A 23,275-nucleotide genomic window follows, 5' to 3' on the forward strand; every position below is an offset into this window, starting at 1 on the left:
ACCAAACATTCAACACGTTACCTATATTTATCGACCAAGTTTCATCGTATACATCACTTATTTTCTTTTAAATATCTTATATCGTTTCAGTTACGTACTATTCTTCATTCTCAGTCACAAACTGTGTTGGTGACAAACCATAGTGACGCTTAAAACGCTTACTAAAATAAGAAGGATCATTAAAACCTGACTCAAAAGCAGCATCTGCAACTTTCTGACCAGAGATCAATAGTTCACACGCTTTTTCTAATCGTGTATCAATTAAATATTCCATAAAAGAACGCTGAGTTAATTGCTTAAATTTCCGTTGTAGATTTCGTTCCGATATAAACAGAGCTTTTGCTGCTGCACTCGTACCAAAAGACGCCAGAGAGTAATTATCTTCAATAAGTTGGTAGACTTTTAATAACCATTCTTGGTGTTGTTTCTGCTCATCACTGTCTTTATCTTTAGAATGAACCTCTGGTACTTGAGGCGTAATAAATTCATCGATAGCAATTGGCCACGAAAATTGCAGCTCATTAGAGCCAGACATATTCTTAACTATTTCAAAATGCCCACCATTTTGCACTGTGAGTAATTTAACTGCAGGGAGGCCTAATGCTTGATTAATCACTTCAATTGTTTGTGATAAATCCACTCTTCCTAATTCATCTAGCTCAGTTACTGATATCTCAGCACCTTCACTCAAAAAGTAAGCAGCCACTCGTGCGCCATCACACTGAATACGTATCGTTACCACCTCACCTGATTGACTTCGTTTTAATAAACTAAATAATACATTATTAAAAATGGCATCGATCAATAGCGGTTGAACAAAGATAGAAACGCCTTGTGAATTGTCTTCAAGTACAAGATCAACCCCTTTTGTATGGTATTCATCTTTCCAGCTTTTTAATGCCGCACTAAGTAAAGGAGCTAAAACTTGATTGGTTCTCTTATTCTTTTGCAACGTAACAAAAGGTTCAATATGAGTCAGTTGCTCTAATAATTGCAAACTGTGTTCACATTGATTCGCCAAAGCAAGGTTGGTAAGTAACCCTTTCTTTTGTAGATTTGCTTGAATGTCTTTTATTGGCTGTCTCGCTTGTTCTGCCATTTCAGAAATAACATGCTGACGAACAGTAAGAAGCTTTTGTAATTGTCGGTTGCTTGAGATTAACGCTTTACCTTGATTACTTAATTGCTTCGTTTTGATTTCAACACTTTTTTTCAGCTTCTCATTACTTTTCTTAATTTCTTTAGATCGCCAATAGTAAATGCCCATTAAGATTGCACTCACTAAACTAAATAAAAAGAAGATAAACCAAGGAGCAAAAAACCACGGGACTTCAACATAAAACTCAACCTCAGTCACAAGACTTCTTCGCTGGCCATTATTTCGTGGTTTTATACGCAATTCATACTTACCTGATTGCAATGAATCAAAGATTAATAAGCTACCATCAAAATCTTGCCATGCTTCATCATTAGAACCTAACAGTTGAAAAGAAAGCGACTTATTATTGAACTCAGGAAGCACACCAAACAAAAACGATATATTCGCCCCATAAGGAACTTGCTTGGTTAACTTTTTCTCTCCTCCATAATTCACAATTTCAGAATCAATTTTAATTTGACCTAATACTACGTGAGGTTTGGGACGATGGTATTCGATTAACTCCTGCTCATGAGCAACGATAACCCCATCTTTACTTGCAAATAGCATTACGCCATTTGGGGATATTGAACAAAGATCAGGAAGTAATTCATTATTGATAAGTCCACTTTGAGTTCCAAAATGCTTTACGATTCGTCCACGATGGGTATATAAAGAGAGCCCTTTACTTGATGATAGCCAGACTCCGTTATCACTGGATAATACACAATGTGGTGTGGTGTATTCTGTTGGTAATGAGATATCCGTTCTTATCCCGTTACTATTACTGATCTGCAACCCATAGTTACTGACAATCCATGAGTTTCCATATTCAGTATCTACCATATCTAAAATACTGCCAGCATGAACATAGGCATAATCAAAGGTTAACGCCCCATTTTCATATCGATATAAACCAACATTTGTCCCTATGGATATTTGACTGTTCTTATTTTGATAGATGTGCGTTATTTGTATTGAATGCTTCTGATCCAAGGCCCAAGAGAACCCTAGATTTACTAATTTATCTTGATGAATGTCGTACTTATACAAACCATAAGAACTAGAAAACCATAACATACCATCATCACTTAATAGTAAATGATCGATACTTTCATCTTCTACGGGTTTAAGACCTTTAGGTATATAGGTATTTTTTAACTGTGGATCGACTTGCAATATACCTTTATCCGTTGCAGCCCATACAAACTGATCACCATGAGTAAGGTCATTGATCGAATGCTTACTTATGGTAACGATTGGTTGATATAAGTTATCCGTGTTTATCAATAATAAACCTGACGATGTACCTAACCACGCATCATTCTCTGATGTTTGAGTAATCGCATTAATTTCACTGATATTCAGTAATCCGTTTACGTCTTTATAGCGCAAACGCGAAAATAATCGATTGCTGTCCGAGTAATAGCTCACACCATTATCAGTGGCAACCCAAAGGCCATTATTATGATCAGCAATAACGGAATAAACCTTATTACCTTCTAATGAGTAGTCATCACGAACAACCGCAGTAAAATGATCTATTTTGTTATTTAAAATATTCCATTTATATAACCCATCACTCGTCCCAAACCAAAAATAACTTTCTGTTTCTGCAAATGAAAGTAATGACGAATTTATTAATATTTTTTTATTAATGATTAATTCATGATCATGAAGCTCTGAAGACCAAATACTGCCATGGGTCCCTAAAAATATCTTATCAGTATATTTAGAGTAAAAAATGGCATCTATATATTGTCCAAGATAAAGAGGTGTATAGCTTTCTGTAGCTATATCAAACTCAAATACCCCCTCTGATGTGGAAACTAGCCAGCGATTATCAACATGTATAGCACCAGTTATCGTAATTTCATCTAAAATCGCACTGGTATTTACTTCATTGATATTAGATGAGTAATAATGCTTTTTCTTTGGGTCATAAACAAAAAAACTATCGGTATCATTGCCCCAGAACATACCATCCTGCTGATTCATTTCTATGATGCTAGTGCCTTTTGGCATCTTATAAACTTCATTCATTCCTGTTTTTTTAGACCAAGCGTGAATACTTCCTTTTTTAATAAACCAAAATTCGCCATTAAAATACGCTATTTTTCTTGGCAAGGTTCTATCGCTCTTTTCACCTATAGTAAAAATATTTTCACCATCAAATAGATGAAGTTGACCATAGATGTCATACATCCATACCGCACCATCTTCTCTCATAAACAGTTGCTGAGCGGTAATATATTGACCATCAGTATGAATTGGCATTGGGTAAAAAATTGAGCTTTCAGATTGTGATAAAGTGAAAGTAGAGAAAAAGAGAAAAATACTTAAAGTAAGTATTCTGAAGAAAAGCATCTACTCGCCTTAGAATGAAAAGAGAATGGGTATCAACATCATAGAAAAACTCCGTCTATATAGCAATCAATGCATAGATAAAGGATATAAAAAAGCCCTGTCATATTAATATATGCAGGGCTTTATATAATTATGTTTATCTGAACAGTTAGACCTGCTCTTGCAGTGCCTCAATCGTTAGCTTAGCTTGTTGTTTAAAACGAGCTCGCTCATCACTTTTCACTGGAGATGCCTGAGGTAAAGGTACCTTCATAGCATTAACTGCTCGACCATTTTTAATTAGTTCATAGTGCAAGTGAGGTCCTGTTGAACGGCCTGTATTACCACTTAGCGCTATCTTGTCTCCCATTGAGACTTTTTGTCCTTTCTTCACTAAGATCTTACTTAAATGAAGATAGCGAGTCATGTATTCACGCCCATGTTTAATAATAATATAATTACCAGCCAATGGATGGTGTAATGCTCTTACAACCACCCCATCACCCGTGGCATACACCGACGTACCCACAGGTGCAGCAAAATCGGTACCGTTATGAGGAGAAATCCTTCCTGTTACAGGGTGCTTACGATACGGGTTAAACGGTGAACTAATTCTGTAGCGTTGATGAGTAGGAAAACGCTCTAATGCTCGATTTAAACTACGACCTTGAACATCATAATAATGTCCGTCAGTGTGTTTAATTAGTGTGATATCACGACCTGCATTTTTATATAGCACCGCCTTTACATCACCAGATGAAACGGCTTTCCCATCGATAAACTCTTTATCAATTTCAACGGCAAATCGATCCCCTTTACGAGCTTCTTTACCAAAATCAAATTTCCACTGGAGCTGTTTTGCAAGTGTTTGGATTTGACCAGGCGTTAACCCAGCTGAACGTGCTGAATTATAAAAATTACTTGTTACTCTACCTGAAAGGAATACGGGTTTTATCTCACCCTTCTCTTCAATCTGAGTGAAAGTATATTTTTCACCATTCCAAGCATACACATCCGTATCTTTAATGTTTCGATGGATTTTTAACTCGGTTAATTTCCCATCTTCATCTTGCTGCCACTCAAGATCAACACCAACTCGCATATTCGCAGCTGATTTATTTACATCAAGAAGTGCATACATATCTGAAATAGATAATGCGTATTGATTAAAAATCGCGCCTAACGTTTCACCCGCATCAACGGTATGTGAATGAACGATATCTTCAGCATTAATGTGCTTATCTAATTCATCTTTAGGGGCGTTAAACTCAGGATCATTAGGATCAAAAATCGTTTCTACAGGTTCACTATTCTGATCTGCTAGTGTTTGTAGATTCTCACTCGACAATGTCACAGTGCTTCGAGATGGTTCCGAAAGACTTTGAGTAATACTATGTGTCGGTTCCCAAATAAAAACGACTACCGTAAAAAGAGACAAAGACATTAAAACAAGCTTATGCCTTTTCGATAGTGAATTAATTCGAGCTGCTAATACTTCTTTATACTTCATTGATTTAGACAACTTTCTAGCTCGTTACTGATGGTTAATAAGAAATTAAAATAAGCACCCGGAACTTCATCTTGCTGTATGGCTAAAGGATCTAATTCACCTTTATGAACATCAGTACCGCGAGTTATCGTTGTTACGATTGCTGGCTCAAATTGAGGTTCAGAAAAAACACATACTGCTTGCTGAGAAACCAGTGATTTTTTTATTTTTATCAATGTTTTTGCACCCGGTTTTCTATCCGGACTCACCGTAAAGTGCCCTAAGTTATTCATATCAAAATAACGCTCAAAATAGCCATATGCATCATGAAAAACAAAGTAACCTTTACTCTTCACTGGGGCTAATTGAGTTGAAATCGTTTTCACTACCTGTGTTAACTTTTTTTCAAACTGTGCAAGGTTAGACTGATATTGATCTTTATTCAATGGATCAATTTTAATCAGTTGCTTGGTTATCTCTTTTGCGACACCCAAAGTTTCTTTCGGACCTAACCAAAAATGAGGGTCTGTATTGTGATGATGGTGCCCTTCATGAGCGTGCTCATCTTCATCGTGCTTATCAAAATGATAAAATTCAACAGAAGGAAATTGGCTTACTGTGATGATGTTCTTTTTATTTTCTAAAACTTTACTAAGGAAAGGTTCAAGATCATTTCCATACCAAACTATGGTATCTGCGTTCTTAATTTTTTTCATATCTGATGGGCGTAATGCGTAATCATGAGGAGATGCGCCGCTTGGAACTAAATATGACGATGTCGCTACACCTGCTGTTAATTCCTGTACAATAAGATTAATCGGCTTTACTGAAGATAATACGCTCATTGCTTGTGCATTTACTCCCCAAAAGGTACATATACACAGCAATATGAATTGAATTCTTTTCGTCATTTTTGTCTCTTAAAAAATGTGATAGCGATTGGATTTTTAAAATGTTACATTATAACACTTACTAATTGCAAACGACTCTTATTTAAAAATGACCACTTTACTCACTTTACAAGATGTTTGTGTTGTCTTTGATGACCGTCATGTCATCGATAATGTCTCTCTTTCTATTGAATCAAATAAGATCATTACTTTGATTGGCCCTAATGGCGCAGGAAAGTCGACATTAGTAAAAACTATCCTAGGTCTACAAAAACCAACAAGCGGAACCATCAAAAAAGAAAAAAAACTGCGTATTGGTTATGTTCCTCAGAAATTGCATTTAAACGACTCGCTTCCTTTGTCAGTTCATGGTTTTCTAAAACTAGCCGGTAAGTACAGCCAGCAGGAGCATCTTAGTGCTTTAAAACTTGTTGAAGCAGAGCATCTTTTAAATTCCAATATGCATAAACTCTCTGGCGGAGAATCGCAACGTGTGTTATTAGCGCGAGCATTATTACAACGCCCTGATTTACTCGTTCTAGATGAACCTGCACAAGGTGTCGACGTACAAGGACAAATCAGTTTATATGCATTAATTGAATCTATTCGACACCGTTTTAACTGTGCCGTATTTATGGTGTCGCACGACTTACATTTAGTGATGGCAAAAACAGATGAAGTCATTTGCCTTCAGCATCATATTTGCTGTTCAGGGGCTCCTGAATCCATTTCAAAACACCCAAAGTATATTGCCCTATTTGGACAACAACGAGATCAACAACTTGCGTTTTACCATCATGAACATCATCACAATCATGATCTTTCTGGAGAACCAAGTGATGGTTCATGCTGCAGCAAAAATAAAAAGGCACACCAATGATTGAATTTTTACTTCCTGCTTTACTCGCTGGATTAGGCATTGCTTTATTGGCAGGTCCATTAGGTTCATTCGTTGTTTGGCGTAAAATGGCTTATTTTGGTGATACATTAGCTCACGCCTCTTTACTCGGCTTATCTTTAGGTTTCTTATTTGATATCAATCTAAATTTAGCTTTGGTTATTTGCTGTGTTGCTATTGCTGTATTACTGGTGACATTACAAAAACAACGTCTTGTTGCTACCGATACCCTATTGGGCATTTTAGCGCATAGTTCACTTTCTCTAGGTTTAGTTGCTGTCAGCTTTTTAGATAATGTTCGTGTAGATTTAATGTCATATTTATTCGGTGATTTATTAGCGGTAACTTATGATGACCTTTTATATATCTATTCAGGCGTCATTATTATATTAGGATTGATTTTTATTGTTTGGAAACCATTACTGTCTTCGACAATCAGTGAAGAGTTGGCTCAAGTTGAAGGGGTTAACGTTGAATTAATGCGTTTAGTCTTAATGTTGATGGTTGGATTAGTTATTGCCATTGCAATGAAGTTTGTGGGAGCGTTAATTATTACTTCTTTATTAATTATCCCTGCTGCTACCGCTCGTCGATTTTCTCGTTCACCTGAACAAATGGTTGTATTTGCATCTATATTCGGGTGCGTAGCAGTCATGGCTGGGTTGGCCTTATCTTGGCATTATGATACTCCTGCAGGCCCATCTGTTGTTGTTTCTGGTGCTGCGATATTTATGCTCAGTCAGCTAAAAAAAGTAAAAGGTTAAAATATACCGATTTACATAAAGATTTGACCAACGGTGCATCCTGATTGAAGTCATACAAAAAGAGCAAGACGATTTCGTCTTGCTCTTTTTATTTTTATAATTTAAATCGATTTACAATACTTGTTAAATCATCTGCCATGAAGCCAAGTTTTTCAGCTTGTTGTGCTGTTGACTCCACATCCGTTAAATTATCTTTTGCAAACATATTAATATCAGTAATTAACTGATTTACGTTCGTTGTTGCAACTAATTGCTCTTCTGTTGATGCTGATATTTGGCTGTTCATGGTTTGTATTACAGAAACAGATTCAAAGATAGAGTTCACTGTATTTTGAGCTACCACTGTTTTTTCAGCAATTGTGTGCGCTTCGTCTGAGTTACTTTGCATTAAGTTCACTGATTTAACCGCTTCATCTTGTAAACCTGCAATCATTTCTGATATTTGAGCAGTACTGTCTTGAGTTCGACTCGCCAGTAAACGAACTTCATCAGCGACAACAGCAAAACCACGACCACTTTCACCGGCACGTGCAGCTTCAATCGCAGCATTTAATGCCAGTAAATTGGTTTGTTCGGCAATACCTCGAATAACATCTAAAATACTGCCAATGTTTTCGGTTTCAACTTGTAGGTTACCGATAACTTCAGCTACACCTTTAATATTTCCAGCCAGTTGTTGCATATCATTATTCATATCACCGATAGTGCTAATACAATCTGCTGATGTACTATTTACGGTTAAAGCTGAATCTGTCGCTTGGACAGCGCTTTTCGTTACTTCATTAACACTAACAACAATTTGATCTGTGGCAACAGCAGTTTGTTCTAACTGTTCTGTTTGTGTTTTCACATTAACATTCATTGTTTGAGAAGAAGCAGATAGATGATGAGACGAATCACTTAGTTCTTTTGTTAATACCGTTATATCATTAACTAAATCTTTGATATTTGATGCCATATCAAGAATGCGGCCATAGATACCAACATTTTCAATTGATTTTTCAGGTAAGTGACTTAGATCGCCACGAGAAATACGGTCAATAACATTAAGAATGACATCGGGCTCATTCCCTAATGTTTTGTTGTATTTTCGAACCGCAAAAAACATCACTAATCCAATAAATAGATTAACAACAACACCAATTGTTAACCCTTCAAACAAGAATGCTTTAAACGTATCGTTTACTTTTTTCTCTTGAACACCACTACCTAAATACCAATTCCACAGTTTTGTTTTTACTGCTATTGATTTCACTTCTGTTGTGACATTTTCACGAGTCGTAAACCATGAATAAGTAATCACTTGCCCAGCTACGGTTAAGTTATTAAGAATATGAGTTTCTGCTTCTTTACTAACAATATCAGAGAAATGCTTGCCTATAATTTGAGGGTCTAATGGCGCAGCTAAAAAGTTTAACTTTTCATCGGTCATCCAAATATATTCATTATCGGAATAGGCATAACTTTGCATCAACTCACTTGCAAGACGCTTAGCCTCAATTTCTGACAGTTCACCTGTTGCAACTTTTTCTTCTAATGTAGCAATGGTATTTTTCGCATTAGTTAGTAAATTTTCTAAACGTGTTACGTTATTGGTTTCTAAAGTGAATCGTACGTTGTATGCCCCCATAATAATGGAACCAAACATTGCAGCCGAAAAAATTACATAGATAATAAAATACTTAGATTTTGTATTAAATTGCATAAAAGGTCTCAAATAAAAATAACCATTAATCGTCATGCTATTCATTCTTTGAGTAATATAAATAAGAGTCGTAGAAAGAAAAAGCGCCGAATCTTATCAAATAGTTATCTTAATCCTGTACTCTTTTTCACCACCCCAAATGTAACTAAACATTTCATAATGTCACATATTAAAAAAGCCATTCATATTTCTATAAATGGCTTCTGAGTTATTCATGTATTGGTTTAACTTATTACCAACCAGTCACTTCTCTTAGTGCTTTACCGATGTCTGCAAGACTTTTTACTGTCTTAACACCCGCTTCTTCTAGTGCTGCAAACTTATCTTCTGCCGTACCTTTACCACCAGAGATAATAGCACCAGCATGACCCATACGTTTACCTGGAGGCGCAGTAACACCTGCAATATAAGAAACCACAGGTTTAGTTACATTTGCTTTAATGTATGCTGCAGCTTCTTCTTCTGCTGTACCACCGATCTCACCAATCATTACGATCGCTTCTGTTTCTGGATCTTCTTGGAACAGTTTTAGAATATCAATAAAGTTTGAACCCGGAATTGGATCACCACCAATACCAACACACGTTGATTGGCCAAAGCCTTCATCAGTTGTCTGCTTAACCGCTTCATACGTTAATGTACCAGAGCGAGAAACAATACCTACTTTGCCTTTCTTATGAATGTGACCCGGCATGATACCAATCTTACATTCATCAGGAGTAATAACACCTGGACAGTTAGGACCAATCATCACTACACCTTCTGCATCTAGACGAACTTTAACGTCTAAAAGATCAAGTGTTGGAATGCCTTCTGTAATCGTTACGATAAGCTTAATACCCGCATCAATTGCTTCAAGAATTGCATCTTTACAGAAAGGGGCAGGTACATAAATCACTGAAGCCGTAGCACCAGTTGCTTCAACTGCATCACGAACCGTGTTAAATACAGGAAGACCAAGATGAACTTGACCGCCTTTGCCTGGTGATACACCACCAACCATTTGTGTTCCGTAATCAATGGCTTGCTCTGAGTGGAACGTACCTTGACCACCAGTAAAACCTTGGCAGATAACTTTTGTATCTTTATTAATTAGTACAGACATTATTTGCCCTCCGCTGCAGCAACAACTTTTTCAGCCGCTTCAGTTAATGAAGTAGCCGCAATGATATTTAGGCCACTTTCAGCCAGTTTTTGTGAACCTAGTGGTGCGTTGTTACCTTCAAGGCGAACAACAACAGGAACTTCAACACCCACTTCTTCAACGGCACCAATGATGCCATCTGCAATTAGATCACAACGAACAATACCACCAAAGATGTTTACGAGAACCGCTTTAACATTACTGTCTGATAAAATAATTTTGAACGCTTCAGTTACACGCTCTTTTGTTGCACCACCACCTACATCAAGGAAGTTAGCTGGTTGGCCACCGTGTAGATTTACGATATCCATCGTACCCATCGCAAGACCCGCACCATTAACCATACAGCCAATGCTGCCATCAAGTGCTACGTAGTTTAATTCCCACTGAGCAGCATGCGCTTCACGCTCATCTTCTTGAGATGGATCGTGCATTTCACGAAGCTTAGGTTGACGGTACATCGCATTTGAATCAATGTTGATTTTGCCATCAAGACATAGAAGGCTACCTTCAGCAGTAACCACTAATGGGTTGATTTCAAGAAGCGCTAAATCGTACTGAGCAAACATATTACCTAAGCCCATGAAGATTTTAACAAATTGCTTAATTTGATCGCCTTCTAAACCCAATTTGAATGCCAGTTCACGACCTTGGTATGCTTGAGGACCAACAAGAGGATCGATCGCCGCTTTATGTATCAGTTCTGGTGTTTCTTCAGCAATTTTTTCAATATCAACGCCACCTTCAGTCGATGCCATAAATACAATACGCTGTGATGCACGATCGACAACTGCACCTAAGTACAATTCATTCGCAATATTTGATGCTTCTTCGACTAAAATTTTTGATACAGGTTGGCCGTTGGCATCAGTTTGGAAAGTAACTAGATTTTTACCTAGCCATTTTTGTGCAAATTCTTTAACGCCTTCTTTTGTGTCATGCAGTTCAACACCGCCCGCTTTACCACGGCCACCAGCGTGTACTTGACACTTAACTACTTTTTTCGCCGTGCTAATACGGCCTGCAGCTTCAAAAGCTTCTTGAGGTGTATCGCAAGCATAACCCTCGGGTACAGGAAGGCCAAATTCTGCAAAGAGCTGCTTTGCTTGATATTCATGTAAGTTCATTATGTTCTATCCATTTTATGTTATTCCCTTTTATGGGAATTTTTAATGTCCTAAGAGGCTCTAAGGTCTCTTTCTATTTTTTATCCAATAATGAAGTTGAATAAGAGGCTGCCGTGAGCATGGCAGCCTTTGTTTGTTACTAAGAGTTATATTTAAACATCTAGTAATAAACGAGCAGGATCTTCAAGTAACTCTTTAATGGTTACTAAGAAACCTACTGATTCACGACCATCAATTAAACGGTGATCGTAAGACAATGCTAGATACATCATTGGTAAAATTTCTACCTTACCATCAACCGCCATAGGACGATCTTGGATTTTATGCATACCTAAAATTGCAGCTTGAGGTGGATTGATAATAGGCGTCGACATTAATGAACCAAACACGCCACCATTAGTAATGGTAAAGTTTCCGCCCATTAAATCTTCTACTGCTAATTTACCGTCACGACCTTTAATTGCTAGCTCTTTAATGCCTTTTTCAATATCAGCAAATCCAAGCGTATCGCAATCTTTCAGTACAGGAGTAACTAACCCACGAGGAGTTGAAACTGCCATACTAATATCAAAGTAGTTATGATAAACGATATCATCACCATCAATTGACGCATTCACTTCTGGGTAACGCTTCAATGCTTCTGTTACCGCTTTCACATAGAAAGACATAAAGCCTAAACGTGTGCCATGACGCTCTTCAAATTGATCTTTATATTGCTTACGAAGATCCATGATAGGTTTCATGTTTACTTCATTAAACGTCGTTAACATCGCTGTGCTGTTCTTCGCTTCAAGTAGACGATTGGCTACTGTTTTACGAAGGCGAGTCATCGGTACACGTTTTTCGCTACGATGAGCTAATGCTTCTGCTGGCTTATCTGCTGCTTTTTCTGCTTTTGGCGCGGCTTTCAATGCTGCAATATGTGCATCAACATCTTCACGTGTAATGCGACCACCAACACCTGTGCCTTTCACATCAGATGGAGCAATATCATGCTCACCTAATAGACGACGAACCGCTGGACTTAATGCATCATTGCTTTCTTCTGATAAAGACGCTGTATGACGTTTATCAGGAGATGATTCAGTTGCCGTTGTTACATCAGTCGTTGGCTCACCAACAACAGCACCTGGCTTAATGCGCGCAAGAAGTTGTTTAGAAAGAACCGTTGCACCTTCATCTTCTAAAATGACTTCTAGTACTCCTGCTTCTGGCGCTGGTACTTCAAGAACCACTTTGTCCGTTTCAATGTCTACAAGTATTTCATCACGCTCAACTGCATCACCAGGCTGTTTATGCCATGTTGCTACAGTAGCGTCTGCTACAGATTCAGGTAAATCTGGAACCAGAATTTCGATTGTCATATCCGTTTTCCTATACTTTCTAGTTCTTATCTAGGGTCAGAGCGTCTTCTACTAACGCTTTTTGTTGTTTCACGTGCACCGACATATAACCTACTGCTGGCGAAGCAGATGCTGGGCGTCCTGCATAATGTAGAATCGCACCATCAGGTAATGCTGAGCGGAAGTTATGTTGGCTTGAATACCAAGCACCTTGGTTTTGAGGTTCTTCTTGACACCAAACATAATCAACAACATTTGTATATTCAGCTATTGCTGCTTCTACGTCTTCTTTAGGGAATGGGTACAGTTGTTCAATACGAACAATTGCAATGTCATTCTGTTCATTCGTTCGACGTTGTTCCAGAAGGTCGAAATAAACCTTACCAGAACAGAAAACAACTCGTTTGACTTGTTTAGGATCTAACGCATCAATCTCAGGAATCGCTGACTGGAAGTTACCTTCAGCAAGCTCTTCAAGTGTTGATGTACATAATGGATGACGTAGTAAAGATTTAGGTGACATTACCACTAATGGACGACGCATTGGGCGAACCACTTGACGACGTAACATGTGATAAACTTGCGCCGGTGTTGATGGCACAACCACTTGCATATTTTGTTCAGCACAAAGCTGTAAATAACGCTCTAAACGTGCAGAAGAGTGCTCAGGACCTTGACCTTCATAACCGTGCGGTAGCAGCATAGTTAGACCACACATACGGCCCCACTTTTGCTCACCTGAAGAAATGAACTGATCCACAACAACTTGGGCACAGTTAGCAAAATCACCAAATTGCGCTTCCCAAATCGTTAAACCACTCGGCTCTGCCGTTGCATAACCATACTCAAACGCTAATACGGCAGCTTCTGATAAAACAGAATCATGGACTTCAAATGGACCTTGTTTATCATGAACATTTGATAGCGGTACGTATGTACTTGCATCAGATTGATTATGTAGTACGGCGTGACGATGGAAGAAAGTACCACGACCAGAATCTTGGCCAGTAATACGAATACGTTTACCTTCATCAACAAGCGTCGCATAAGCTAATGTTTCAGCCATACCCCAATCAATTGCTTTTTCTCCAGCAATCATTGACATACGATCGTTGTATAACTTATTTACTCGGCTGTGTAATTTATGGCTTTCTGGGTATTGGCAAATTCGCTGACCAAGCTCAACTAAGCGCTCTTTATTGAATTCATTCTCCCATTCCATATTCCAATCATGCCCAATAAATGGTGACCAATCTACATTATGTAGTTTCATTGGACGCCATTCTTTCACCACAACTTCACCATGGTCTAGTGCATCTCGGTACTCATTAATCAGTTGAGTTGTCGTTTCTAACTCAAGATCTTGGCGCTCAATTAATGCGTCCGCATACAATTTACGTGGCGTTGGGTGTTTTTTGATTTTTTGGTACATTAATGGTTGCGTTGCATTTGGCTCATCAGCTTCATTATGGCCATGGCGGCGATAACACACTAAATCAATCACCACATCACGTTTGAATTCGTTTCTGTAATCCAATGCAATTCGTGTGACAAAAGCAACGGCTTCAGGATCATCGGCATTCACATGGAATATTGGTGCCTGAACCATTTTTGCAATATCAGTACAATATTGAGTTGAACGAGTATCTTTCGGATTTGATGTGGTAAAACCAACTTGGTTATTCACGACAATGCGAATCGTACCACCCACATAGAAAGCACGAGCTTGTGACATATTAAATGTCTCAGCTACCACGCCTTGCCCTGCAATAGCAGAGTCACCATGAATAGTGATAGGAATTACTTTATCACCCGCTTTATCGTTTAAACGATCTTGGCGAGCACGAACCGAACCAATAACTACTGGGTTTACAATTTCTAAGTGAGATGGGTTGAAAGCCAATGCTAAATGCACATCTCCACCCGGAGTTGCGAAATCAGAAGAGAAACCTTGGTGGTACTTAACATCACCTGTACCCCATGAATCGCCATGCTTACCAGCAAATTCATCGAATAAATCTTGTGGCTTTTTGCCAAGTACGTTGATTAGCATATTTAAACGGCCACGGTGAGCCATACCAATAACGACTTCTCTACCACCACACGAACCCGCATGACGAATTAACTCTTTCACCATAGGAACCATGGCATCGCCACCTTCCAGTGAGAAACGTTTCGCTCCAGGGAACTTAGCACCAAGATAGCGTTCAAGGCCTTCAGCAGCCGTGAGCTCTTCTAGGAATGTGAGTTTTTCTTGAGAAGTAAAAGATGGCTTACCTGCTACAGATTCTAGACGTTGTTGGATCCAACGTTTTTCTTCTGTATTAGTAATATGCATATATTCTGCACCAACAGAACCACAATAAGTGCTGCGTAATGCATCATACAAATCAGAAAGTTTCATTGTCTCTTGGCCTGAAGCAAAAGAGCCAACGTTGAACGTTTCTGAGAAATCTTCATCGGTTAAGTTATGAAATGCTGGTTCTAATTCAGCAACATATTCATGAATTTGCAAACCTAATGGATCGAGATTTGCATTTTGATGCCCACGGAAACGGTATGCATTAATAAGTTGCAGTACCTTAACTTGCTTAGCATCTACGTCTGGATCGTTAACTTGAGCGCTAAATTGCTTGGTTTCTTTCGCAAGACGACGGAAATAATCACGAACAGGAGTATGAGCTTGCTCTGCTGTACCAGCTTGATTTACTGGCAGCGCATCAAAAACTTCTCGCCATTCGTCACTAACGATTTCCGGGTCACTGAGATAGAGTTCGTAGAGTTCTTCTACGTACGTTGCATTAGCGCCAGCTAAATGTGAAGACTCGAGCCATGCCTTCATCACGCTATTCTGCATTATTTTCCCTTAATCCAGTAGTTTCACGTCTATCCCGGTCTTTGTGCCGGGCTTATAATAAGCCTCAACCTATCAACATAGGTTGAGGAAAAGTAAATTATACCGCTTTTTTCAATAGCATTGTCTTTATATGACCAATTGCTTTTGTTGGGTTTAACCCTTTAGGACATACACTTACACAATTCATGATACCATGGCAACGAAAAACACTGAATGCATCATCTAAATTAGATAAACGTTCATTTGTTGCAGTATCTCGACTATCAATTAACCAACGATAAGCTGCAAGTAAGCCTGCTGGTCCGATGAATTTATCAGGATTCCACCAAAATGATGGACATGATGTAGTACAACATGCACACATGATGCATTCATACAAACCATCTAGATGCTCACGCTCTTCTGGAGATTGTAGGTTTTCTCTTGAAGGTGGCGTTGCTCCATCACTAATTAAGAACGGTTTTACCTTTTCATAATTTTCATAGAATTGTGCCATATCGACAATCAAATCACGAACAACAGGCAAACCTGGCAATGGACGAATAACAATCTCACTTTTATCTGCTAATTCAGATAATGGCGTAATACATGCAAGTCCATTTTTACCATTCATATTAAGACCATCAGAACCACACACCCCCTCACGACATGAACGGCGGAAAGCTAATGTTGGGTCTTGTTCTTTTAATAAGATAAGTGCGTCAAGCACCATCATATCTGAACCTTCTTCAACATCTAATGTGTATGCTTTCATGTGAGGTGCATTATCTACATCTGGATTATAGCGGTAGATCGAAAAATTCAATTTCATTCTTCTGCCCTCTTAATATGTACGAGCTTTCGGAGGGAAAGCTTCACGGTAAACAGGTTCCATATTTACATTACGCTTAGACATTGACTCTGTCTCAGGGTTGTAAATTGAATGGCATAACCAATTAGCATCATCACGCTCAGGGAAATCGAAGCGTGCGTGTGCTCCACGACTTTCTGTACGGTAGTTTGCTGCTACTGCGGTTGCAAATGCCGTTTCCATCAAGTTCTCTAGCTCTAAACATTCAATACGCTGAGTATTAAACTCTGTCGATTTATCAGATAGATACGCATTGTTTAGACGCTCGCGGATCACTTTTAGCTCTTCAAGACCTTTTGCCATTGCATCACCTTCACGGAATACCGAGAAGTTATTTTGCATACACTGTTGTAAGTCTTTACGGATTTGAGCTGGGTCTTCACCACCCGTGCTATTTTCCCAACGATTATAACGCTCTAGTGAACGCTGAATATCTTCTTCAGTTGCTGGTTTTGCTTCTGCTTGCTTTTTCAGTGTTTCGCCTAGGTGAAGCCCTGTTGCACGACCAAACACCACTAAATCAAGCAAAGAGTTACCACCTAAACGGTTAGCACCATGTACTGAAACTGACGCAATTTCACCACAAGCAAACAGGCCTTGAACTTCAACATCGGCGCCACTTTCATCTTGCTTAATCGCTTGACCAGAAACTTGTGTTGGTACACCACCCATCATGTAATGACAGGTTGGGATTACTGGGATAGGCTCTTTAACTGGGTCAACATGAGCAAAGGTACGAGATAACTCACATACACCGGGTAGACGTGACTCAAGTGTTTCTTTACCTAAGTGATCCAATTTCAGTTTAATGTGTGGACCCCAAGGGCCATCGCAACCACGGCCTTCACGAATTTCAACCATCATTGAACGAGCAACAACATCACGACCCGCTAAGTCTTTAGCATTTGGTGCGTAACGTTCCATGAAACGTTCACCATCTTTATTTAAAAGATAACCACCTTCACCACGACACCCTTCAGTTACAAGAACACCAGCACCTGCGATACCTGTTGGGTGGAACTGCCACATTTCAATGTCTTGCATTGGAACACCAGCTCGAATCGCCATACCAACACCATCACCAGTATTAATGTGTGCATTGGTTGTTGAAGCGTAAATACGTCCAGCACCACCAGTAGCGAGAATTGTTGCTTTCGATTTAAAGTAACAAACTTCACCGGTTTCCATACAAAGAGCAGTACATCCTAAAATGGCACCATCTTCATTTTTTACTAAATCAAGCGCATACCACTCAGAGAAAATCGTCGTTTTATGCTTAATATTTTGTTGGTAAAGCGTATGAAGAAGCGCATGCCCAGTACGGTCTGCCGCAGCAGCAGTACGAGCAGCTTGTTCACCACCAAAGTTCTTAGATTGACCGCCAAATGGACGTTGATAAATCGTACCATTATCAAAACGTGAGAAAGGCAAGCCCATTTTCTCTAGTTCAATAACCGACTCAGGACCATTTTTACACATGTATTCGATCGCATCTTGGTCACCGATATAATCAGACCCTTTCACCGTATCGTACATATGTTGTTCCCAGTGATCTTCATGCGCATTACCAAGAGCAACGGTAATACCTCCTTGGGCAGATACAGTGTGAGAACGAGTTGGAAACACTTTTGATAACAAAGCACAAGAAAGGCCTTGTTCTGAAATTTGCAGCGCAGCTCTCATACCTGCACCACCAGCACCGATTACAACGGCATCAAATTCTCTAACAGGAATACTACTCACTACACACCCCACACTATGATTAAACCAGAGAAGAAATAGACAAACAAAACAGATACCAACCCAAGCTGAAGCAGAGCACGCAACATAACGGGTTTGATATAATCAGTAAGCACTTGCCATAAACCAATCCATGCATGAATTAGAATCGACAGTAGAGCTAACATGGTAAACGCTTTTGTAAATAGTCCACCAAAGAAGTTAGTCCATGACAAATACGTTAACTCTGGCCCAAAGGCACAAAAGCCAACAATGTATAATGTGTATAGAGTAAGAATGATCGCACTGGCACGAATTAGGATAAAATCGTGTACACCGTTACGACCAAATGACGAAACATTAGCTACCATACCAATACTCCTGCTAAAAGTGACAACACGGCTGTAATTGCAAACGCAACTTTAGCACTTTGAGTGCCTGACTCGAGCTCTTCAAAATAGCCCATATCCATCAGTAAATGACGAATACCTACGACAATATGGTAAGCAAGAGCAGTCAGAATTCCCCACATAATGAAAGTCACAAAAAAGCCATCGACATAATCAGCGGCTTGTGCGAATCCAATAGGTGAAGAAAGCGATAGGTTGAGCAACCAAAGCAATATTCCGACAGAAATAAAAGTAATTACACCACTCACGCGATGCAAGATTGAGGCGATAGCCGTTATAGGAAAACGGATCGTTTGTAGATCTAGGTTGACAGGTCTTGACTTTTTAACTTTCACAAGGGGCTCACTCAGCTCCATTGAGCATTTTATTGTTATAGATACCTCCGATCTATCAAAAACCGCCTAGATTTAACATTTATGCAACTTTTGATGTGAGCAACATCTCTTTATTGAGCTAAATATATAAACCGCACTCTATTTATAAGTAGATGAAAATCACGTTAACCCCATATAATATAAGGAAACAGACCAGAAACTCAGGCGCAGTATACGATGTGAAACATCTTATTACAAACCCATAAACAAAACTTACATCACACCACAGAAAATTAACTTTTTTTTCATCAAAAATATAAACAAGTGCACACATAAGCGCACAAAAATTGACTTTAGCCCGTGTAATGGGTACAAAGTTGTCACTCTCATATCCGGGATAGAATAAAAATATAACAAAAGGAGAATGTTATGGCAGATAAAAAGGCAACACTTCATATTGAAGGTCAATCGCCTATAGACATGCCAATCATGGATGGAACGATTGGTCCAGAAGTGATCGATGTGCGTAAATTAGGAGCGAATGGTTACTTTACTTTCGACCCTGGTTTTCTTGCCACTGCATCTTGTGAGTCTCAAATTACCTATATCGATGGTGACAAAGGTGTTCTATTGCACCGTGGTTTCCCTATCGATCAGTTAGCTAACAATGCAGATTACCTTGAAGTCTGTTATATCCTTCTAAATGGCGAAGCGCCAAACAGAGAAGAATATGAAACATTCAAGGACATCGTAACTCGCCACACAATGGTACATGAGCAAATTTCAAGCTTCTTCCATGGCTTCCGCCGTGATGCTCACCCGATGGCCGTGATGTGTGGTGTTGTAGGAGCACTGGCTGCTTTCTATCACGATTCTTTAGATATCAATAACGATGAACACCGCGAAATTGCTGCATTTAGATTACTATCAAAAATGCCAACTCTTTCAGCAATGTCTTACAAATACTCAATTGGACAACCGTTCATCTACCCTCGTAATGATCTGACTTACGCAGAAAACTTCTTACACATGATGTTCGCTAACCCGTGTGAAGAATATGAAGTAAACCCTGTTGTTGCACGAGCAATGGATAAAATCTTTACGCTACATGCCGATCATGAGCAAAATGCATCAACATCAACCGTTCGTTTAGCTGGTTCATCAGGTGCGAATCCATTTGCTTGTATCGCTGCTGGTATTGCTTCTCTATGGGGACCTGCTCATGGTGGTGCTAACGAAGCATGTTTACGTATGCTTGAAGAGATCGGCTCTGTAGACAACATTGATGAATACGTTGCAAAAGCAAAAGATAAGGATGACCCATTCCGCCTAATGGGCTTCGGTCACCGTGTTTATAAGAACTATGACCCTCGTGCAACCGTAATGCGTGAAGCATGTCACGATGTTCTAAAAGAACTAAACATTAAAGATCCACTACTTGATGTCGCAATGGAACTTGAACGTATTGCACTTTCTGATGAATATTTTGTATCTAAGAAATTGTATCCAAACGTAGATTTCTACTCAGGTATTATCCTAAAAGCAATTGGTATTCCTGTATCTATGTTTACGGTTATCTTTGCAATGTCTCGTACTGTTGGCTGGATTGCACACTGGAGCGAAATGCACAGTGATCCAACAAATCGTATCGGTCGTCCTCGCCAACTTTATACAGGTGAAGAGCTACGCGAGTTTAAACCGCTTCATGAGCGTGAATAATGTCGCTTTAAATCGTTAGACCTATGAACAAAAAGGTTGATGTAAATACATCAACCTTTTTTTATATCACCGCATTGATAACTCAAATTGACTATACTGGGTTATCGATATCAATAAACTTAACATCAAACCCATGCTCTTTTTCTAACCACTCACCTAGCGCTTTAACACCATAACGCTCTGTTGCATGATGACCTGCAGCAAAATAGTGAATCCCTAGTTCACGAGCAATGTAAGTCGTACGTTCCGAAATCTCACCCGAAATAAACGCATCCATCCCCTGTTGAGCCGCCAATTCTATATAATCTTGGCCACCACCAGAACACCAAGCAACCGTTTTAATCGGCTTGTCTTGTGTTGGTTTAATATGCAATGGTTCGCGATTTAATACTTGCTGAATACGCAGTGCAAATTCTTCGCCTGATAGTGTTTCAGTCAGCTCTCCCTTCATCGCGATCGATTGTGGTGTCGCTTCTAGCCCTTCCACATTTGAGATCGAAAATAAACGAGCTAACTCAGCGTTATTACCCAACGTTGGATGAATGTCTAAAGGCAAATGGTAAGCAAATAGATTAATATCATTTTGAATTAATGAACGAATACGCTTACCTTTCATTCCAGTGATTGGCTCAGCTTCCCCTTTCCAAAAATAGCCATGATGCACAAGTAATGCATCTGCATTTTCTTCAATAGCGGCATCAATTAAAGCTTGAGATGCAGTAACCCCTGTTACGATCTTTTTTATCTCATTTGAACCTTCAACTTGAAGACCATTTGGGCAATAATCTTTAATTAATTGAGGTTTTAACTCTGAGTTTAATAATTGTTCTAACTGAAAATTATTCATGTCATGACCTTCTTATCAAAAAAAAGCAGCGACATGCGCTGCTTAATTTGTATTACTTAAAAAATTATAAACCGGCTTCTTTAAACACGTTACTTACAATTTCTTGAGCTTCTTGTTCAATCAGTACTAAATGATCAGCACCTTTAAAACTTTCACAGTAAATCTTATAGATCTCTTCAGTGCCAGATGGACGAGCAGCAAACCAACCATTTTCAGTTGTTACTTTTAATCCACCAATTGCAGCTCCGTTACCAGGAGCATGCGTTAAACGAGCTGTGATCTCATCACCAGCAAGCATTGTTGCTGAAACCATTTCTGGTGATAACTTACTTAGCACGGCTTTTTGCGCTTTGTTAGCAACCGCTTGAATACGATTGTAGCTAGATTCGCCATGCTGAGCAGCCAGTTTGTTGTAGTATTCTTGTGGGTTCATACCGGTAACAGCTGTGATTTCAGCCGCAAGAAGACATAAAAGAATACCATCTTTATCAGTTGACCAAGGCGTACCATCAAAACGTAAGAAAGAAGCGCCTGCACTTTCTTCACCACCAAAACCTAAAGAGCCTGCATATAAACCATCTACAAACCACTTAAAGCCTACAGGCACTTCACACAAATCACGGCCAAGATCAGCAACTACTTTATCGATAATGGCAGAAGATACTAATGTTTTACCAACAGCAACTTCAGGTTTCCACTCAGGACGATGACGGTATAGATAATCAATACATACCGCTAAGTAGTGATTTGGATTCATTAAGCCCGATGGCGTTACGATACCATGACGGTCATAATCAGGATCATTACCAAACGCTAGGTCATATTCATCTTTTAATGATAATAGACCAGCCATTGCATAAGGAGACGAGCAGTCCATTCGAACTACACCATCTTTATCTAGTGACATAAACTGGAATGAAGGATCAATCGCTTCACTCACCAAGGTTAAATCAAGATCAAAAGCTTGACCAATTTGACGCCAGTACTCAATACCAGAGCCACCTAATGGATCCACACCTAATTTTAGATTTGCTTTTTGAATCGCTTCAATATTAATAACATTTTTTAAGTCATCAATATAAGGCTGCACTAAATCCATTTGCTTTACTAAATCAGATGACATCGCTTCAGTAATTGATACACGTTTAACATCTTTTAATTCATTCGCAATTAATTGATTTGCACGATTTTCAATTGCTGTCGTCAGCTCACCCTCGGCAGGACCACCATGAACAGGATTATATTTAATACCGCCATCTTGAGGTGGGTTATGAGAAGGAGTTATCACAATGCCATCCGCTTTATCTTCACACTTAACATTGTGCGTTAAGATTGCATGCGAGATACCAGGAGTTGGTGTGTAGCCATTATTTTCTTGAATGATCACTTCAACGCCATTAGCAACAAGTACTTCAATAGCAGATGTGAATGCAGGTTCAGATAGCGCATGGGTATCTTTACCTAAAAATAATGGACCCGTTACGCCATTTTCTTTACGTACGTCAGCCACAGCTTGAGCTATCGCCCAAATATGATGTTGGTTAAACGTCGCTTTATCTGCCGTACCACGGTGGCCAGAAGTACCAAATTGCACTTGCTGATCCACATTTGTTGGGTTCGGTTCTAATAAGAAATAATTAGCAACTAATGATGGGATATTGTGTAAATCTTCTTGCTGAGCTTTCTGCCCAGCACGAGGATGTATAGCCATTTGA

At 39.1% G+C, this 23,275-nt stretch carries 17 protein-coding genes; 3 read left to right on the plus strand and 14 right to left on the minus strand.

Annotation, left to right across the window (positions count from 1 at the left end; all coding sequences use genetic code 11):
• Positions 1 to 97 precede the first annotated feature (97 nt).
• The 3 genes from HC728_RS01960 to znuA form a co-directional block, all read right to left on the minus strand.
• On the minus strand, positions 98 to 3,505 hold the full coding sequence (locus HC728_RS01960) for an AraC family transcriptional regulator (protein ID WP_017018461.1): 3,408 nt from the start codon (positions 3,503 to 3,505) through the stop codon (positions 98 to 100).
• Positions 3,506 to 3,653: 148 nt separating this feature from the next.
• Positions 3,654 to 4,994, minus strand: a complete 1,341-nt coding sequence (gene mepM, locus HC728_RS01965) for a murein DD-endopeptidase MepM (RefSeq protein WP_017018462.1) — start codon at positions 4,992 to 4,994, stop codon at positions 3,654 to 3,656.
• On the minus strand, positions 4,991 to 5,884 hold the full coding sequence (znuA, locus tag HC728_RS01970) for a zinc ABC transporter substrate-binding protein ZnuA (RefSeq protein WP_017018463.1): 894 nt from the start codon (positions 5,882 to 5,884) through the stop codon (positions 4,991 to 4,993). The genes mepM and znuA overlap by 4 nt, the downstream gene beginning before the upstream one ends.
• 88 nt (positions 5,885 to 5,972) lie before the next feature.
• Between znuA and znuC the strand changes: the two genes are divergently transcribed.
• Both znuC and znuB read left to right on the plus strand, forming a co-directional pair.
• Complete coding sequence (znuC, locus tag HC728_RS01975; RefSeq protein WP_005418311.1) at positions 5,973 to 6,743, plus strand: zinc ABC transporter ATP-binding protein ZnuC; 771 nt, start codon at positions 5,973 to 5,975, stop codon at positions 6,741 to 6,743.
• Positions 6,740 to 7,525 (plus strand): zinc ABC transporter permease subunit ZnuB, encoded by a 786-nt coding sequence (gene znuB / locus HC728_RS01980; RefSeq protein WP_017018464.1) that lies wholly within the window; start codon positions 6,740 to 6,742, stop codon positions 7,523 to 7,525. The genes znuC and znuB overlap by 4 nt, the downstream gene beginning before the upstream one ends.
• A 94-nt stretch (positions 7,526 to 7,619) precedes the next feature.
• Here znuB and HC728_RS01985 read toward each other — a convergent pair whose 3' ends face one another.
• From HC728_RS01985 to sdhC, 9 genes are all read right to left on the minus strand, one after another.
• Positions 7,620 to 9,230: a methyl-accepting chemotaxis protein gene (locus tag HC728_RS01985; RefSeq protein ID WP_236733933.1), complete on the minus strand. Its 1,611-nt coding sequence runs from the start codon at positions 9,228 to 9,230 to the stop codon at positions 7,620 to 7,622.
• Positions 9,231 to 9,462: 232 nt separating this feature from the next.
• Positions 9,463 to 10,335: a succinate--CoA ligase subunit alpha gene (gene sucD / locus HC728_RS01990; protein WP_005418308.1), complete on the minus strand. Its 873-nt coding sequence runs from the start codon at positions 10,333 to 10,335 to the stop codon at positions 9,463 to 9,465.
• Complete coding sequence (sucC, locus tag HC728_RS01995; protein ID WP_005418307.1) at positions 10,335 to 11,501, minus strand: ADP-forming succinate--CoA ligase subunit beta; 1,167 nt, start codon at positions 11,499 to 11,501, stop codon at positions 10,335 to 10,337. Before sucC ends, sucD begins: the two co-directional genes overlap by 1 nt.
• 152 nt (positions 11,502 to 11,653) lie before the next feature.
• Positions 11,654 to 12,865: a 2-oxoglutarate dehydrogenase complex dihydrolipoyllysine-residue succinyltransferase gene (gene odhB / locus HC728_RS02000; RefSeq protein ID WP_065597777.1), complete on the minus strand. Its 1,212-nt coding sequence runs from the start codon at positions 12,863 to 12,865 to the stop codon at positions 11,654 to 11,656.
• Positions 12,866 to 12,884: 19 nt separating this feature from the next.
• Positions 12,885 to 15,701 carry a 2-oxoglutarate dehydrogenase E1 component gene (sucA, locus tag HC728_RS02005; RefSeq protein ID WP_017018466.1) on the minus strand — a complete coding sequence of 939 codons (2,817 nt, stop codon included), beginning with the start codon at positions 15,699 to 15,701 and terminating at the stop codon, positions 12,885 to 12,887.
• 97 nt (positions 15,702 to 15,798) lie between these two features.
• Positions 15,799 to 16,512: a succinate dehydrogenase iron-sulfur subunit gene (locus tag HC728_RS02010; RefSeq protein ID WP_005418304.1), complete on the minus strand. Its 714-nt coding sequence runs from the start codon at positions 16,510 to 16,512 to the stop codon at positions 15,799 to 15,801.
• Positions 16,513 to 16,524: 12 nt separating this feature from the next.
• Positions 16,525 to 18,294, minus strand: coding sequence for a succinate dehydrogenase flavoprotein subunit (sdhA, locus tag HC728_RS02015; protein WP_017018467.1), 1,770 nt, complete (start codon positions 18,292 to 18,294; stop codon positions 16,525 to 16,527).
• A complete protein-coding gene (gene sdhD, locus HC728_RS02020; RefSeq protein ID WP_005418300.1) occupies positions 18,294 to 18,641 on the minus strand; it encodes a succinate dehydrogenase, hydrophobic membrane anchor protein in 348 nt (115 codons plus the stop codon). Before sdhD ends, sdhA begins: the two co-directional genes overlap by 1 nt.
• Positions 18,635 to 19,030: a succinate dehydrogenase cytochrome b556 subunit gene (gene sdhC / locus HC728_RS02025; protein ID WP_065597804.1), complete on the minus strand. Its 396-nt coding sequence runs from the start codon at positions 19,028 to 19,030 to the stop codon at positions 18,635 to 18,637. Before sdhC ends, sdhD begins: the two co-directional genes overlap by 7 nt.
• 393 nt (positions 19,031 to 19,423) lie before the next feature.
• Here sdhC and HC728_RS02030 point away from each other — a divergent pair, with 393 nt between their 5' ends.
• Entirely contained in the window at positions 19,424 to 20,713 is a 1,290-nt protein-coding gene (locus HC728_RS02030; RefSeq protein ID WP_005418295.1) for a citrate synthase, read from the plus strand.
• Between the two features lie 91 nt (positions 20,714 to 20,804).
• Here the strand turns inward: HC728_RS02030 and HC728_RS02035 are convergent, their stop codons facing one another.
• Positions 20,805 to 21,560: a Nif3-like dinuclear metal center hexameric protein gene (locus tag HC728_RS02035; protein ID WP_005418294.1), complete on the minus strand. Its 756-nt coding sequence runs from the start codon at positions 21,558 to 21,560 to the stop codon at positions 20,805 to 20,807.
• A gap of 64 nt (positions 21,561 to 21,624) precedes the next feature.
• Positions 21,625 to 23,271 carry a phosphoglucomutase (alpha-D-glucose-1,6-bisphosphate-dependent) gene (gene pgm / locus HC728_RS02040; RefSeq protein ID WP_065597778.1) on the minus strand — a complete coding sequence of 549 codons (1,647 nt, stop codon included), beginning with the start codon at positions 23,269 to 23,271 and terminating at the stop codon, positions 21,625 to 21,627.
• Positions 23,272 to 23,275: the final 4 nt, after the last annotated feature.

This window comes from Aliivibrio sp. S10_S31 (assembly GCF_014694495.1).
Classification (GTDB): Bacteria; Pseudomonadota; Gammaproteobacteria; order Enterobacterales; family Vibrionaceae; genus Aliivibrio; species Aliivibrio fischeri.

Bases quoted from the DNA above. Each gene is read 5' to 3' on its own strand.
- HC728_RS01960 (WP_017018461.1), bottom strand. From the start codon at position 3,505: ATGCTTTTCTTCAGAATACTTACTTTAAGTATTTTTCTCTTTTTCTCT.
- znuB (WP_017018464.1), top strand. From the start codon at position 6,740: ATGATTGAATTTTTACTTCCTGCTTTACTCGCTGGATTAGGCATTGCT.
- sucC (WP_005418307.1), bottom strand. From the start codon at position 11,501: ATGAACTTACATGAATATCAAGCAAAGCAGCTCTTTGCAGAATTTGGC.
- HC728_RS01985 (WP_236733933.1), bottom strand. From the start codon at position 9,230: ATGCAATTTAATACAAAATCTAAGTATTTTATTATCTATGTAATTTTT.
- odhB (WP_065597777.1), bottom strand. From the start codon at position 12,865: ATGACAATCGAAATTCTGGTTCCAGATTTACCTGAATCTGTAGCAGAC.
- sdhD (WP_005418300.1), bottom strand. From the start codon at position 18,641: ATGGTAGCTAATGTTTCGTCATTTGGTCGTAACGGTGTACACGATTTT.
- znuA (WP_017018463.1), bottom strand. From the start codon at position 5,884: ATGACGAAAAGAATTCAATTCATATTGCTGTGTATATGTACCTTTTGG.
- mepM (WP_017018462.1), bottom strand. From the start codon at position 4,994: ATGAAGTATAAAGAAGTATTAGCAGCTCGAATTAATTCACTATCGAAA.
- sucD (WP_005418308.1), bottom strand. From the start codon at position 10,335: ATGTCTGTACTAATTAATAAAGATACAAAAGTTATCTGCCAAGGTTTT.
- HC728_RS02010 (WP_005418304.1), bottom strand. From the start codon at position 16,512: ATGAAATTGAATTTTTCGATCTACCGCTATAATCCAGATGTAGATAAT.
- znuC (WP_005418311.1), top strand. From the start codon at position 5,973: ATGACCACTTTACTCACTTTACAAGATGTTTGTGTTGTCTTTGATGAC.
- pgm (WP_065597778.1), bottom strand. From the start codon at position 23,271: ATGGCTATACATCCTCGTGCTGGGCAGAAAGCTCAGCAAGAAGATTTA.
- sucA (WP_017018466.1), bottom strand. From the start codon at position 15,701: ATGCAGAATAGCGTGATGAAGGCATGGCTCGAGTCTTCACATTTAGCT.
- HC728_RS02035 (WP_005418294.1), bottom strand. From the start codon at position 21,560: ATGAATAATTTTCAGTTAGAACAATTATTAAACTCAGAGTTAAAACCT.
- HC728_RS02030 (WP_005418295.1), top strand. From the start codon at position 19,424: ATGGCAGATAAAAAGGCAACACTTCATATTGAAGGTCAATCGCCTATA.